This window comes from Winogradskyella thalassocola (genome assembly GCF_900099995.1).
Taxonomy (GTDB): domain Bacteria; phylum Bacteroidota; class Bacteroidia; order Flavobacteriales; family Flavobacteriaceae; genus Winogradskyella; species Winogradskyella thalassocola.
Genome location: NZ_FNCZ01000007.1, coordinates 153,314 through 166,451 on the forward strand (window position 1 = coordinate 153,314; position 13,138 = coordinate 166,451).

General features: G+C 32.9%; 13 protein-coding genes. 2 read left to right on the forward strand and 11 right to left on the reverse strand.

All coding sequences use genetic code 11. The annotated features are described in order from the left end of the window. Positions 1 to 47: 47 nt before the first annotated feature. Both ftsH and rsfS read right to left on the reverse strand, forming a co-directional pair. The gene (gene ftsH, locus BLT80_RS15340; RefSeq protein ID WP_092469545.1) at positions 48 to 2,036 is read right to left on the reverse strand and encodes an ATP-dependent zinc metalloprotease FtsH; all 1,989 of its coding nucleotides are present in this window, start codon (positions 2,034 to 2,036) and stop codon (positions 48 to 50) included. A 17-nt stretch (positions 2,037 to 2,053) separates the two neighbouring features. Continuing rightward, complete coding sequence (rsfS, locus tag BLT80_RS15345) at positions 2,054 to 2,425, reverse strand: ribosome silencing factor (RefSeq protein WP_092469547.1); 372 nt, start codon at positions 2,423 to 2,425, stop codon at positions 2,054 to 2,056. A gap of 94 nt (positions 2,426 to 2,519) precedes the next feature. Between rsfS and BLT80_RS15350 the strand changes: the two genes are divergently transcribed. Then, positions 2,520 to 3,251 (forward strand): biotin--[acetyl-CoA-carboxylase] ligase, encoded by a 732-nt coding sequence (locus BLT80_RS15350; protein ID WP_092469549.1) that lies wholly within the window; start codon positions 2,520 to 2,522, stop codon positions 3,249 to 3,251. A 27-nt stretch (positions 3,252 to 3,278) separates the two neighbouring features. On the opposite strand, the gene BLT80_RS15355 is transcribed toward BLT80_RS15350, so the two are convergent. Continuing rightward, positions 3,279 to 3,674 (reverse strand): SRPBCC family protein, encoded by a 396-nt coding sequence (locus BLT80_RS15355; RefSeq protein WP_092469551.1) that lies wholly within the window; start codon positions 3,672 to 3,674, stop codon positions 3,279 to 3,281. Positions 3,675 to 3,781: 107 nt separating this feature from the next. Continuing rightward, positions 3,782 to 4,426 carry an orotate phosphoribosyltransferase gene (gene pyrE / locus BLT80_RS15360; protein WP_092469553.1) on the reverse strand — a complete coding sequence of 215 codons (645 nt, stop codon included), beginning with the start codon at positions 4,424 to 4,426 and terminating at the stop codon, positions 3,782 to 3,784. A gap of 120 nt (positions 4,427 to 4,546) precedes the next feature. On the opposite strand from pyrE, the gene BLT80_RS15365 reads away from it, so the two are divergent. Continuing rightward, positions 4,547 to 5,128, forward strand: coding sequence for an NUDIX hydrolase (locus tag BLT80_RS15365; protein ID WP_092469555.1), 582 nt, complete (start codon positions 4,547 to 4,549; stop codon positions 5,126 to 5,128). 42 nt (positions 5,129 to 5,170) lie between these two features. Here BLT80_RS15365 and BLT80_RS15370 read toward each other — a convergent pair whose 3' ends face one another. From BLT80_RS15370 to BLT80_RS15400, 7 genes are all read right to left on the reverse strand, one after another. Beyond that, positions 5,171 to 6,049, reverse strand: coding sequence for a bile acid:sodium symporter family protein (locus BLT80_RS15370; protein WP_092469557.1), 879 nt, complete (start codon positions 6,047 to 6,049; stop codon positions 5,171 to 5,173). Positions 6,050 to 6,234: 185 nt separating this feature from the next. Next, on the reverse strand, positions 6,235 to 6,600 hold the full coding sequence (locus BLT80_RS15375) for a hypothetical protein (RefSeq protein WP_092469559.1): 366 nt from the start codon (positions 6,598 to 6,600) through the stop codon (positions 6,235 to 6,237). Positions 6,601 to 6,896: 296 nt separating this feature from the next. Beyond that, positions 6,897 to 7,574 carry an N-formylglutamate amidohydrolase gene (locus tag BLT80_RS15380; RefSeq protein ID WP_092469561.1) on the reverse strand — a complete coding sequence of 226 codons (678 nt, stop codon included), beginning with the start codon at positions 7,572 to 7,574 and terminating at the stop codon, positions 6,897 to 6,899. Between the two features lie 83 nt (positions 7,575 to 7,657). Next, on the reverse strand, positions 7,658 to 8,884 hold the full coding sequence (locus BLT80_RS15385) for a glutamate-cysteine ligase family protein (protein WP_092469563.1): 1,227 nt from the start codon (positions 8,882 to 8,884) through the stop codon (positions 7,658 to 7,660). A gap of 91 nt (positions 8,885 to 8,975) precedes the next feature. Beyond that, the gene (locus BLT80_RS15390; RefSeq protein WP_092469565.1) at positions 8,976 to 10,421 is read right to left on the reverse strand and encodes a RimK family protein; all 1,446 of its coding nucleotides are present in this window, start codon (positions 10,419 to 10,421) and stop codon (positions 8,976 to 8,978) included. Between the two features lie 249 nt (positions 10,422 to 10,670). Then, a complete protein-coding gene (locus BLT80_RS15395; RefSeq protein WP_092469567.1) occupies positions 10,671 to 11,198 on the reverse strand; it encodes a hypothetical protein in 528 nt (175 codons plus the stop codon). Positions 11,199 to 11,346: 148 nt separating this feature from the next. Next, on the reverse strand, positions 11,347 to 13,104 hold the full coding sequence (locus BLT80_RS15400) for a M14 family metallopeptidase (protein WP_092469569.1): 1,758 nt from the start codon (positions 13,102 to 13,104) through the stop codon (positions 11,347 to 11,349). Positions 13,105 to 13,138: the final 34 nt, after the last annotated feature.

Genomic DNA, 13,138 nt, shown 5'->3' on the forward strand with positions numbered 1-13,138 from the left:
ATGGGGTTAATTTAAGTTTTTTATGTGATTGTATGATGAGGACGTTTTTACTCCTCCTCCTTCTTAATTTCTTCTTTGACATCGTCAATCGCTTCCTTAATCTCCTCCTTTATAATAGCAGGATTTTCAAAGGCACGCTTTCCAAAGATTTTTTCAAGATTATCTTTAAAAATAACTTCTTTGTCTAATAAGACTTCTGCCAACTCTGTTAGCTTATCCTTATTGTTCTCTAATAATTCTATAGCACGTCGATATTGTTCTTCAATAATATCAGAAATTTCTTGATCTATAAGTTCTGCCGTTTTTTCACTATAAGGCTTTGTAAAACCGTACTCTGATTGTCCAGAAGAATCATAATAAGTTAAGTTACCTACTTTATCACTAAGTCCGTAAACGGTTACCATAGCTCTAGCTTGTTTCGTTACTTTTTCTAAGTCACTTAAAGCACCAGTAGATATTTTATCGAAAATTACTTTTTCTGCAGCTCTACCACCTAAGGCAGCACACATTTCGTCTAGCATTTGTTCTGGGTGTACAATTAAGCGCTCTTCGGGTAAATACCAAGCAGCACCTAAAGATCGTCCTCTAGGAACAATAGTTACTTTTACTAATGGAGCAGCATGCTCTAGCATCCAACTCACCGTTGCATGACCAGCTTCGTGGAAAGCAACCGCTCTCTTTTCTGCTGGAGTGATGATTTTATTTTTCTTCTCTAAACCACCGATAATTCTATCAACCGCATCTAAGAAATCTTGTTTGTTTACTGATTTCTTTCCTTTTCTAGCGGCAATTAATGCAGCTTCATTACAAACATTTGCGATATCTGCCCCAGAGAAACCAGGAGTTTGTTTTGCTAAGAAATCAATATCTAAGGTCTCTTCTTTTTTAAGTGGACGTAAATGCACTTCAAAAATTTCTTTACGCTCTCTAACATCTGGAAGGTCTACATAAATCTGACGGTCAAAACGACCTGCTCTCATTAATGCGCTATCCAAAACGTCTGCACGGTTTGTTGCTGCTAATACAATAACGTTAGTATTAGTACCAAAACCATCCATTTCCGTTAAAAGTTGGTTTAGGGTATTTTCGCGTTCATCGTTAGAACCAGACATGTTATTTTTTCCTCTTGCTCTACCAATCGCATCGATCTCATCAATAAAAATAATTGAAGGAGATTTTTCCTTCGCTTGCTTAAATAAATCTCTAACTCTAGAGGCACCAACACCAACGAACATTTCCACAAAGTCTGATCCAGAGAGTGAAAAGAAAGGCACTTGTGCTTCACCAGCTACAGCCTTTGCTAGTAATGTTTTACCCGTTCCAGGAGGTCCTACAAGTAAAGCTCCTTTAGGTATTTTACCACCTAAAGCTGTATATTTTTCAGGGAACTTTAAGAAGTCTACAATTTCTTGTACTTCTTCTTTGGCGCCTTCTAAACCTGCAACATCTTTAAAAGATGTCTTCGTATCTATTTTTTCATCAAAGAGTTTCGCTTTAGATTTTCCGATATTGAAAATCTGACCACCAGCTCCGCCGCCACCGCCACCCGACATACGACGCATTATAAAAATCCATACTCCAATAATTAGGACAAATGGTAATAATGTTAATAGAAAATCTCCCCAAACATTATGTTCAGTTTCATATACTAGTTCTGTTTCGAGACTATTAGTTTTAATAACTTCGTTTACCTCTTTTTCAAAATTCTGAAGATCACCAAATTCAAACTTATAGTTTGGGACAGGTGTAACAGATGGAAATATAGAATTAGTTTCTGTTTTTTTATGTTTAGATTGTTCTTTGGCTTCTTTTGTTAAGTAAACCCTAGCTTCTCTTTTATTTACAATTTCAATTTTTGAAACTTCTCCTTGACTTAGATAATCTAAGAATTGAGCAGGAGTTGTTTGAGTGCCTGTAGAATCACCAAATCCACCAGAAAAAATCTGGATAGATAAGAATATAGCAATGATAATTCCGTAGATCCAATAGGGATTTAATTTCGGTTTTTTGTTTAAATTTTTATTGTCTTTAGCCATTCGTAGCGTTTCTCGTTTTAGTAACTTGTTTCTATTTTGGTTATTTTTGCATCTCCCCAAAGTTCTTCAATATCGTAGTATTCTCTTATGTGTTTTTGAAACACATGTACAACAACATTAACATAATCCATTAAGACCCATTCGGCATTTTCAGTACCCTCAACGTGCCAAGGTTTGTCTTTAAGTGTTTTACTAACTTGTTTTTGTATGGAACCGACGATTGCGTTTACTTGCGTGTTTGAAGAACCTTCGCAGATTATAAAATAGTCACAAACAGTATTTTCAATTTCTCGTAAATCTAATATTGTTATCTCTTTTCCTTTAACATCTTCAATACCTCCAATAATTGATGTAATGAGTTGGTCTGTAGGGATTTTATCTTTCGTCATTAAATTGTATTAATTTTGTGCAAAGTTATTATTTTTTTAGTTCTTGTATGCGCTTAATGTCATAAGAAAACTATAAAATAAAATTGCCTATTAAATGTACATAATCAAACTTAATGCCATTGACTCTACAAATACGTATCTAAAGGATATGTCAACCGCGACATTACCTATGGATTATACTGTTGTAATCGCCGAATTACAGACTAAAGGGCGAGGACAAATGGGAGCGAAATGGAGAGCAGAAAGTGGTAAGAACCTTACAGCGAGTGTGTTTAAAAGGCTCTCTTTTTTTAATGTTACGGATCAGTTTTATATAAGTATGGCTGTTTCTTTGGCAATTATAAAAGCATTAAGGAGCTTTAAAATACCTCAATTACGTATAAAATGGCCTAACGACATTTTGTCAGCAGACACCAAATTATGTGGTATTTTAATTGAAAATGTCATAAAAAACAATAATCTGCAAGGCTCTATAATAGGATTTGGACTCAATGTGAACCAAAAATTCTTCGACAATTTGCCTCAAGCCTCTTCTATGAGTTTAGTAACGGGGGTAATTTTTAATAAGGATGAAGTACTTTCAGAAGTTTTAAAACAACTTAAGGTTCATTTCGATCTATTAGAATCTAAGCAATTTCTTGAAATTAAATCGGAATACGAAGACCTCCTTTTTAGAAAAAATAAGCCATCAACTTTTAGAACTTCTAAAAATGATAGCTTTTCTGGAATTATCCAAGGTGTTACCGAAAACGGTCAATTACAAGTTTGGACAGAAGATGGTATTATTAAAACCTTCGACCTTAAAGAGATTAAGTTACTGTATTAAGTTAATCTTGATTTCTTCTTGTTGTGACTAAACTTCAGTTTTCATATTGGTAACTAAAGTCTCAATAAATTTACTGATTGGGCCTTTTATCATCATAGCCATCATAGCGTTAAATTCGCCTTCAAAATTTAATTTAACCTCAGTTTTGTTCGGTTCCGTTTCTGTGATATCTGCAACTAAAGCAAAGTCTAACTTTCCGCCTGCAGCACCTAAAACAATCTTGGTATTAGGAACGGCTTCCTTTTTCTTTAATATAATCTCTGGCATGCCTTTTAATGCGAATAGAAATTTGTCGTTTTCTAAAACTTCAAATTTACTAATGTTTTCAGGCATTAAACTTTCAAAATTTTTAACATCAGATAAAAAGTTGAAAGTTTCTTCTGCGGATTTATCTAAGGTTACTTTAGGTGATTCTAATTTCATGTGTATTGTGTTAAGATGTTTGTTGTATAGTCGTTAAGTTATTCCGTTTCGTTAAGATTTAATCCTAAAAACGACGGTATCAGCTTTACAACTCTACTATAAATATATCAATTAGCGTTCCATTCACTAGGATTGGCGTTCCATTGTGCTAAAATGTCTTGTTGCTCTTTGGTGATATAGAAGGTTTCAAGAGCTTGTTCTAACAGGTTTTCGTAATTGCCAAGTGTATGTAATTCTACATTGGCATCTTTAAAATTCTTTGAAGCAACATCAAATCCATAAGAGAAAATGGCGACCATACCTTTTACATTCGCTTCTGCTTCTTTTAGAGCTTTCACAGCATTAAGGCTACTCATCCCTGTACTAATTAAATCTTCGACCACAACAACAGTTTGTCCTTTTTCAATATAGCCTTCAATTTGGTTTTGGCGACCATGCTTTTTCGCTTCTGGTCTTACATAAACAAAAGGTAAATTCAAATATTCTGCTACTAAAGCCCCAATACCTATAGCTCCGGTTGCAACACCAGCAATAACATCTGGTTTTCCATATAGGTCTTCAATGTTTTTGGCAATTGTGGCTCTAATATAATTTCTAATAGGCGGAAATGATAGTACAATTCTGTTATCGCAATATATTGGAGATTTCCAGCCAGATGCCCACGTAAAAGGATCGTTAGGTTGTAATTTTATAGCATTAATTTGCAATAAAACTTCGGCTGTTTTTTTGGCGGTATCTTTGTTAAAAATCATGATACAAAAATAATGATTTTTCAAGGTTAGAAAATTTTAATCGAAAATAAATTTCATTTCAAATAGTTTCTCATAAAAAATAATATTTTTACAAAAGGAAAGTTGAAACATACCTAAACGATGTACACAATATATGTAGGTGATAAACCTATTATTTTAACTACTGAAACTGAGAAAGAAACTGATTTTAAATCCTTTCTTTTGAAGTCGGTAAATATTGGTAAGGTTATAAAGACCTTAAACAACACAGATTTAAAAGCTGTACACTTAATTCATAAGAATGAAGATAAGCTGCTAAGCAAGTTTTTGAAGCTTTTACCCAATGTGGTTGCAGGTGGCGGAAAAGCCTATAATTCTAAAAACGAGATTCTTTTTATTTATAGAAATGATAAGTGGGACTTACCCAAAGGAAAGGCCGAACGTAAAGAAACGATTGAAGAAACTGCTATAAGAGAAGTCGAAGAGGAGACGGGTGTTGAAGGGTTGAAAATTACCAAACCATTACCAACAACGTATCACATTTTTAAACGTAACGGAAAGCATCGAATAAAGGTTACGTATTGGTTTGAGATGATTACTGATTTTGAAGGTGAATTATTTCCTCAAGAAAATGAAGGCATTACTAAAGTAGAATGGTTAGATGCTAAAGCATCTCAAAAGGCTTTGGAGAATAGTTATGCTAACATTCGAATTTTGGTTTAAGTGTCTTTTATAGTTTTGTAAGTGTTTTTTGTTAAACCTTTTTTATTCAGAATCGACTTCTGGTCTTTTTCCAAGTTGCCACATTAATATTCCACCAGTTATAAACATCCATATGGCATAGGCACCTGTCGGAATGCCCATTTCTACATTATGTAATAATGATGTCGCAATTACAAAAGCTAATGTTCCATTTTGTATGCCGCTCTCAACTGTAATTGAAATAATGTTTTTTAATTTCAACTTAAACAATCTAGCAGTTAGGTAACCTAGTCCCATGGTTATTATATTTAATAGTAATGTCACTAAACCCACTTCTCTCATTGCTGTAGTTAGGATATCGAAATTTGCAAGAATTACAGCTATAAACACTAAAATGAAAATTACAGTAGATGCAATGCGCATAGGTTTTTTCATTCGTAAAGCAAATTCTATTTTGTATTTACGAATAAGCATGCCTATAGAAATAGGAATAACAGTTATGCCCATTATTTGAATTATGGTATCAAAAATGGGTAATTTTATTGTAGTCGCTTCGTCTGTGCCAAAATAGTTTAATGCAAATGCTAAAATAAAGGGTATGGTTACAATACTTACAAAACTAGTAATAGCGGTTAAGGTAACGGATAACGCAATATTCCCTTTACAAACCTGTGTGATTAAATTACTTGTTGGGCCACCAGGACAGGTTGCCAATATTATTAATCCCACAGCCATTATTGGACTTAAATTAAACGCAATCGCTAATGAAAAACCAATAAGAGGCAGTAATACTAGTTGATTAATAAGGCCAATTAAAACGGCTTTAGGGTATTTTACGAGCCTAGTAAAGTCTATAGGAGTTAAGGTCATTCCCATTCCTAACATAATAATAGCTAAAGATAATGGTAAGAATATATTGCTTAAGAGTTCGGCTATAGACATTGTTTATTATAATCAAGTTTAAAACGAATTTAAACTTTAAATTTTAAAAACTCAAGTGTCTAAAAGCCATGTTATAATGATTTTAAAGTCTTTATGAAATTAAGAAAATTTAAACTCTTCGTGTTTTTTATAGTAAACTTCTGATTAACCTCAATCTCAATTCCTAAATGGTTTGTTGGAAATTACTATTCTATTTCAGCAGCTTTAGAAATGTTGTGTTTTAGTTTAAAACCGCTTATTTTTTCTTTAAAATCTTTCAATTTCATTTTACTTCCATATATGATATAAAGTTTTGATTTTTTGAAAATAGCCGTAATGGCTCCGATAATAGCACCGAAAAAACCACCACCAACTAAACCTAATGACACTTTTTCATTTGCTGAAAGAGAAAGGATCCCAGAATTGTCATCACCACTTAATAATCCTATCACAGCAAGTGACCCACCACCAATTAACGCCCCTATTACAATATTATTACCTGCGGAGTGTTTGGTTTTTATTTTTCCTATGTTACTTAAAGGAACTGAAATTATTTTTCCTTTTAAGTACAATTCTATTGATGACTCAGATATAGACGTTATCTTCCCTTTATTAATTTTTTTTACCTTTTAAATTGTAAACTCGAATGAAAATATTAGCATCTACAATTTCATTTTGAGCATCAACCTTGATTAATGAAATTAAGAATATTATAATTATTAAATATTTCATAATTGATTATATATTAATTTATTGAAATCAGGATCTGTTTTTTTTATGTATTATGGCTAACAGATATACTGGCGTTTTAATATTTTAAATCTGAAATTAAAGTAAGGTAGTTAGAAATTTTTAAAAACTAAAGATTTTAGATGCTGCAATTCAGTGATTTGAATATGGTTTGTTTCAATTCTGAATTCAATCTGTTTTTAAAGACTAACTTCTGATTAACCTCAATCTCAATCCCTAAATAATTCCTTGGAAATTGCTTTCTTAAAAAAGTAGTGAAGCCATCCGCTTTTCCAAGATATGGATAATTAAATCGCACGTTTAAATTTGGGTTTTCTTGTAAAAGTTTTGCTTTAAGTTGTTTGGAAAACTCTTGTTCGTTTTTTTGACGTGAATCATAAAGTAATCCGATGTCGCCTTTACGTTCCTCTCCATTTAGATTTGGGGTGAAGCTATGGATAGAGAGATGTAGAACTTGCTGTTTGTTTTTAACGTATTCTGCTATTTTATATTCAATTTCCGTTCTATGAGGAAAATAATATGTTTCAAGAATTTCTGATTTCTCACTTTTAGATAAGCCGTTACTAAATTCTGAAAAAAGCTGTTTGCTAAATAATGACCGATTCAACTCTACCAACAAACGACTCGTAGTACTAAAATAAGATGCGTCCGACAGCGGTTTTAAATATTGAAACAGATCTAATGCTCCCAAATCATAACCACGATGGGATTCTAAAATTGCTTTATTATTGAAGTGTTTTGCGTAAGTCTCAGGAATTTCATTTCCTGCATGTTCGCATGTTAAAATCAGTTTCATGTGTTTAATCGTGTCGTTTTTTTAGGTCACATGGTTCGTCCTTATAATCATACTCTCGAAAAAAAAATCTAGTTGTGGAAGTTTCACGATTGAAATAATTCATTTGTTTTTAAACACATTTGCATATCACGATAAACCGAAATAATATGGGCTTCAGACGTATCATTCCCAACGGCTTTTAATAATCGTGTTGCTAATGTGCCTTGTTCCAAAATCAATTCAATGGCTTGGTGATGTGATGTATGTACTTTCGGTTTTACGGTTTGGTACAAATGATTCCAGACGTCTTTTACGGATGTAGATGACTTCAAATTGAATAATTTTAAATAATCTTCATCTTCAATTAAAGATTCTTCGCCTTGTTTTATCGCATCGTTTAAAAAAGGAAACAACTGATCCTTAGTCCAAACTTTTTGATCTTTTAATGAACCGAATTTTTTATTGATTAAAGCTTTTAAAACTTCAATAACCAAAGCACAAATAGCAATATCTGCCTTAGGACATTCTTGAATATCCATTAAACGAATTTCAATAGCGTTGCGGTCAAAACGCGCAATAGCTCCACGAGAGTTTAAAAAGTGTTGGTCTAGAATCTTGTTTTTATCATAAGGGCGTATCGCACGTTTTATCGGTTCAAAAATGGTAGCATGATAATCTAATTTTGAAAATACACGTTCTGGAATAACCAAACCTGTCAACTCCGGAATTTCCTTCTGATTGGTTTTGTAAAATTCTAATCGCGTGTCCTTAAAACCTGTAATGTTGCCTTCTAATATTGGCGAGCTCGCACAAAGCCCCGGTAATAATGGTAAAATTATTCTTATGGCTGCGTGTAGTTTTTCAAATTCTTTATCGTCATAAAACGGTAAATTAATATGTGTACTTTGTACATTGCTCCAACCATGACCTTTACAATTAAAAATAGTATTGTAAAGTGCATAGACTTCACTATAGCTATGTTTCCAAAGTTGTGTGTCGGTGTTTGGATTCATTAATGGGTGTGAAGCAGAACCTAAAAGTTGTAAGTTCAGCGGATTTAAAAGTGCATCGATTTCTAGAATATTCTTGTGGAATTTCTCTGCTAAATCATCCGTGTTTTTTGTAGGTCCGTTTGTTTTTAGTTCAATGACATGAGCGACCAATTCGTTACTCCATGCAATGTCTCCATTTTCAATGTCCGCTTTTAATTCTCCTGCTTTTAGGGTTAAAAGTTCATCTACTTGTGGTGCCACTTTAAAACTATCATTTTTAACAAGCATATATTCGAGTTCAATACCGTAAACTTCGAATAAATGATATTTTTTTTTCATGTATTTAATATTGTGTTTTAATAGTCACATGCTATTGGTTATTAATCGTTTTTCGGATCAATCGAAACTCATAACATGATGCTTCTGTGTGTTATTCTAATCGTTTTTTTAATGCTGAAAGGATTTCAGTGTAAACCAAATCTCCATAATGTGCATCTTCTACTCCAAAATCTATATTTGGGTTATCATTAATTTCTATAACCATCAGTTTGCCGTCTACAACTTTAATGTCAATGCCGTAAAGTCCTAATCCCATCAGTTTTGCAGATTTTAAAGCGATATCAATCACGTTTTTCGGTACATCTTCGATAGGTAAACAATCGGCATCTCCGTCTTGTTCATTTTTGTCCGTTGCTTTCCAGTTATAAATCTGCCAATGGCCTTTTGCCATATAATATTTACAGGCATAAAAGGGTTTATTGTCAATAATGCCTATGCGCCAATCATAATCTGATGGACAAAATTCTTGCGCAATAATCAAATCAGACTCCTTTAGCATTTCGGTAACTAAAGCATTGTATTCGTCTTTCGTTTTTGCTTTTTTTACTCCAAATGAAAACGTAGAGTCAGGTGCTTTTAAAACACAAGGTAATCCTGTTTGTTCTAAGACCGCATTTCGGTTATTGCTATGTACAATAACTGTTTTTGGTGTGCTGATATTAGCATTGTTCATGGCTTCTGCCATATACACTTTATTACAGCATTTTAATATAGCATCCGGATAATCAATTATTGCAATACCTTCTTGCTGTGCTTTTCGAGCAAAGGTGTAAGCTTCATTATTAACTTCTGTGCTTTGTCTTAAAAACAACGCATCAAAAGACGATAAGCGAGACAAGTCTTTAGGCTCAATAATTTCGGCGTAGATATTCATCTTTTCCGCAATTTCTATAAACTTTTTTAAGGCTTTAGAGTTACTTGGAGGTGCAGGGTCGCTTGGGTTAACTAATATGGCTAAGTCGAAGTCGTAATTAGTAACTTTTGCGGTATCGTAACGCTTTTTTGCGAAATATTGATTCGCAAATTCGCGGACGCTAGATATGTGTTCTACTGGAATTTCGGCTTCAGAAATCGCCTTTATACTTTGTATATTCCATTTTGTGGTATGATTAAAATTCACACGTAGAAATGGGACTTGAAAATGCTTGTAAAAAAGGGCACTTAAGTTTTTGTACTTCTGTGCTACGTTTTGCCCAAAATAGATACTCAACGTAAAATCTTGCGACTTTATATTTTTTAGGCTTTGCTGAATAACATCATCAAACTCGTCAGAAACGATTCTAACTAATTTTAAAGCTTTAAGATCTACAATGTTTTTTGTAGTTGGAATCGGTAAGTGACCTCTGGCTTCTGCCAAAAGTGATACGTAATAGCCTTTGGATTGGTACGAGTAATCCTTGCATAAATTAAAAATTCGTGCATTTTTTAATAAGGAATACTTAGGATTTGTAAGGTAATCTTGAGAGGAAATTACGGTTATATTATCAATTGAAAAGTTCCATTTTTCAGGCTGATTTACAACAATATATTTGTTCATTTAGAGCGCGTTACGCTATTATAATTTTAAACAAATGTATATTATTTTTTGATTGGTTTTACAGCTGTTGAAAAAATGTTTTTTATATTTTTATTTATTGATTTGGCTTCATTTTTAAATGAGATAGGTCAGCAAGAATCGTGCTTTACATAGACATTTAAGGATGTGACTAGTTAAATAAAATATCTCATACTGATTTTGTTGTATCTAGCAGTCTCATATTTGGACGAATTGCTTAAAATTAGTGTGCTAATTAAGCGTATAATCTGAGGCTGCATACTCACCACAATACGCAGTCGAAATTCCAGCGGCTTTAGCTTCTTTGATTTTTAGAATAAATTCTTGAATAGATTTGTCAGAAGCAGCGTAATGGCCTCTAAATAGTGGTAAAATGAGAGCTACTTCTGCTTCTTTGAGTCTTGTATTAAAGTCTTGTATTGATTTGTCAGAAATAGCGTAAATACCTCTATACATTGGTTCAATCGATGCATCTTTTGCTTCGTTAATTCTACTAGAAAATTCTTCTAAAGACTTGTTTGAAGCGGCATAATGTCCATAGACTATAGGAATAAGTATTGATCGTTTCGCTTCATTAATTTTATTATTGAACTCATCTAAGGACTTGTTAGATGTAGCATAAAGACCTCGAAATGCAGGTAGAATGGCGGCAGTTTCGGCTTCTTTAATTCTAGTTGAAAAATTCGTGCTATCATTTGATGTACAAGACACAAAAGGAAATACCATTAAAAAGGTTAATATTAAAATTAATGTTCTCATAATAAATAATTGTTTTTTAACTGTAATAATTCTAGGGCACCTAATGTTTTAATAAGAGGTGTAATTGCTTAAAAGTTTAAGGTTCTAATTGATATGACTTATTACAGATTTTGAACGAAGTTAATTTAAAATGTTTATAAATTCAAGTCTATTTTGCTCTATAAACAGGATACTGCATATGCGCCTTTTCGTAATTTTTACTCTGCTTATGTAACCAGTCTAATTGTTTATACCAATTATTAGCAAAATCTTCATCGTAGCTAATTTTTATATTATATTCTATTTGAAGTTTTGGGTTGTTCTTTAAAAGCTGTTCAGCTTTATCTTCCCATACATAAGGTGAGAATCCTTCTTTTTGTTGTAGGATCGTGTCAAAGAAATTCCAATTAAAAAATGAATCAGGAGCTGAAGGTTCTAAGGTCTCTAATAGATAACGAATTGATTTTTGATTCGTAGAAATTAGATAATCTCCTTTTCTAAAAGAGACTTTGTCTATTGATCTGTTGACGCTTGTTTTGTAATGTGCATAATGACCTTCGTAAGGTGATTTTCGAGTTTCGTAGCTTCCAATTTTATAAGATTCAACGGTAAGTGTGGTATCGTTTTTAAATTGTGTAAATTCTACATTATTCAACTTTAATAAATTAATAACAGTGTACCAACCTTGTGGGATAATGTAAGCTTTCGGAATGGTGATTGAATCCGTTGCTTTAAAATAATTTTGATATATAATGTCTTTAGTAAATGGTTTTGAACGATCGTATTTTAAACGTTTGGCACCTGTAAATTCACTCGGAATCATTTCACCTTCATAACCTTTAAATTTTAGGGTAGAGGTTAGGCTTGTATCTACAGCCCAAGTTAATGGATAGGTGTCGCCTGCTGTCCATAATTTGGCTTGTGCATTTCTAAGTTGAGTAATTTTTTTACCTTGTTCTTCGGTGATTTCTATTATGCTTTTCATTAATTCGTAGGTGCCTTCTACGCGCTGTTTGTATGGCTTTAGCATGTGTGTTTCAATCATCATACCCAAGGTGTTAAACAAGGTTGTATACCCTGTGGAATATCTTGGTGTGTCTAAAAATTGTGTAAATCCAGAATCTGGTGTGCGATTAAATACATTAACATAAGGAGTAATGTCCCAAGATTTTGCCTCTAGTTTTTGTTCTAAAGTGGGCATCATTTCGGTATGTATAAATTCACCAAGACGACCTCCTAATTTATTGTGCTGTGTAAATAAATGTGTCAAGGTGTATTGATAATCCGCTCCATTACTCACATGGTTATCAATAAAGACATCAGGCTGCACTAAATGAAATATTTGAGTAAAAGCTTTCGCATTTTTGGTGTCGGCTTTTATGAAATCCCTATTCAAGTCATAATTTCTTGCATTGCCCCTAAAGCCATATTCTTTTGGACCATTTTGATTAGTTCTAGTTGTTGTGTTTCTATTCAGACTGCCACCTACATTATAAATAGGTACGGTCACTAAAACGGTGTTTTCTGGTGCGTTCATTTTTCTTTGAGCCAAATCTCTATAAAGCATCATGGTCGCATCAATACCATCAGATTCCCCAGGATGAATACCATTATTTATTAATATTATTCTGTTGGTTTGTCGAAGGGTCTCAAAATTATCACCAGAACCTTTCATGTTTAAAGTGACTATATGAAGTGGTTTTCCAGAATCTGTAGAGCCAATTTCTTGAATTGAAATCTCAGGATAACTATCAGCTAGGTCTTTATAGTATTTTATGGTTTCATGGTAAGTAGCAGTTTCAAAACCTTCACTTTTTTCGAAAACAGTAGTGAAATCTATTTCGACATTCTTGATTTTAGAATTTTGTTTTTCGGTATTGTTACCACAAGCCACTAATAATAAGGCTAGTACTAATAGTTTTTTCATAGTTTAGAAATTTAGCTAAATTTACTTATATTTA

Bases quoted from the DNA above. Each gene is read 5' to 3' on its own strand.
- rsfS (WP_092469547.1), bottom strand. From the start codon at position 2,425: ATGACGAAAGATAAAATCCCTACAGACCAACTCATTACATCAATTATT.
- BLT80_RS15395 (WP_092469567.1), bottom strand. From the start codon at position 11,198: ATGAGAACATTAATTTTAATATTAACCTTTTTAATGGTATTTCCTTTT.
- ftsH (WP_092469545.1), bottom strand. From the start codon at position 2,036: ATGGCTAAAGACAATAAAAATTTAAACAAAAAACCGAAATTAAATCCC.
- BLT80_RS15400 (WP_092469569.1), bottom strand. From the start codon at position 13,104: ATGAAAAAACTATTAGTACTAGCCTTATTATTAGTGGCTTGTGGTAAC.
- BLT80_RS15370 (WP_092469557.1), bottom strand. From the start codon at position 6,049: ATGTCTATAGCCGAACTCTTAAGCAATATATTCTTACCATTATCTTTA.
- BLT80_RS15350 (WP_092469549.1), top strand. From the start codon at position 2,520: ATGTACATAATCAAACTTAATGCCATTGACTCTACAAATACGTATCTA.
- BLT80_RS15380 (WP_092469561.1), bottom strand. From the start codon at position 7,574: ATGAAACTGATTTTAACATGCGAACATGCAGGAAATGAAATTCCTGAG.
- pyrE (WP_092469553.1), bottom strand. From the start codon at position 4,426: ATGATTTTTAACAAAGATACCGCCAAAAAAACAGCCGAAGTTTTATTG.
- BLT80_RS15365 (WP_092469555.1), top strand. From the start codon at position 4,547: ATGTACACAATATATGTAGGTGATAAACCTATTATTTTAACTACTGAA.
- BLT80_RS15385 (WP_092469563.1), bottom strand. From the start codon at position 8,884: ATGAAAAAAAAATATCATTTATTCGAAGTTTACGGTATTGAACTCGAA.
- BLT80_RS15355 (WP_092469551.1), bottom strand. From the start codon at position 3,674: ATGAAATTAGAATCACCTAAAGTAACCTTAGATAAATCCGCAGAAGAA.
- BLT80_RS15390 (WP_092469565.1), bottom strand. From the start codon at position 10,421: ATGAACAAATATATTGTTGTAAATCAGCCTGAAAAATGGAACTTTTCA.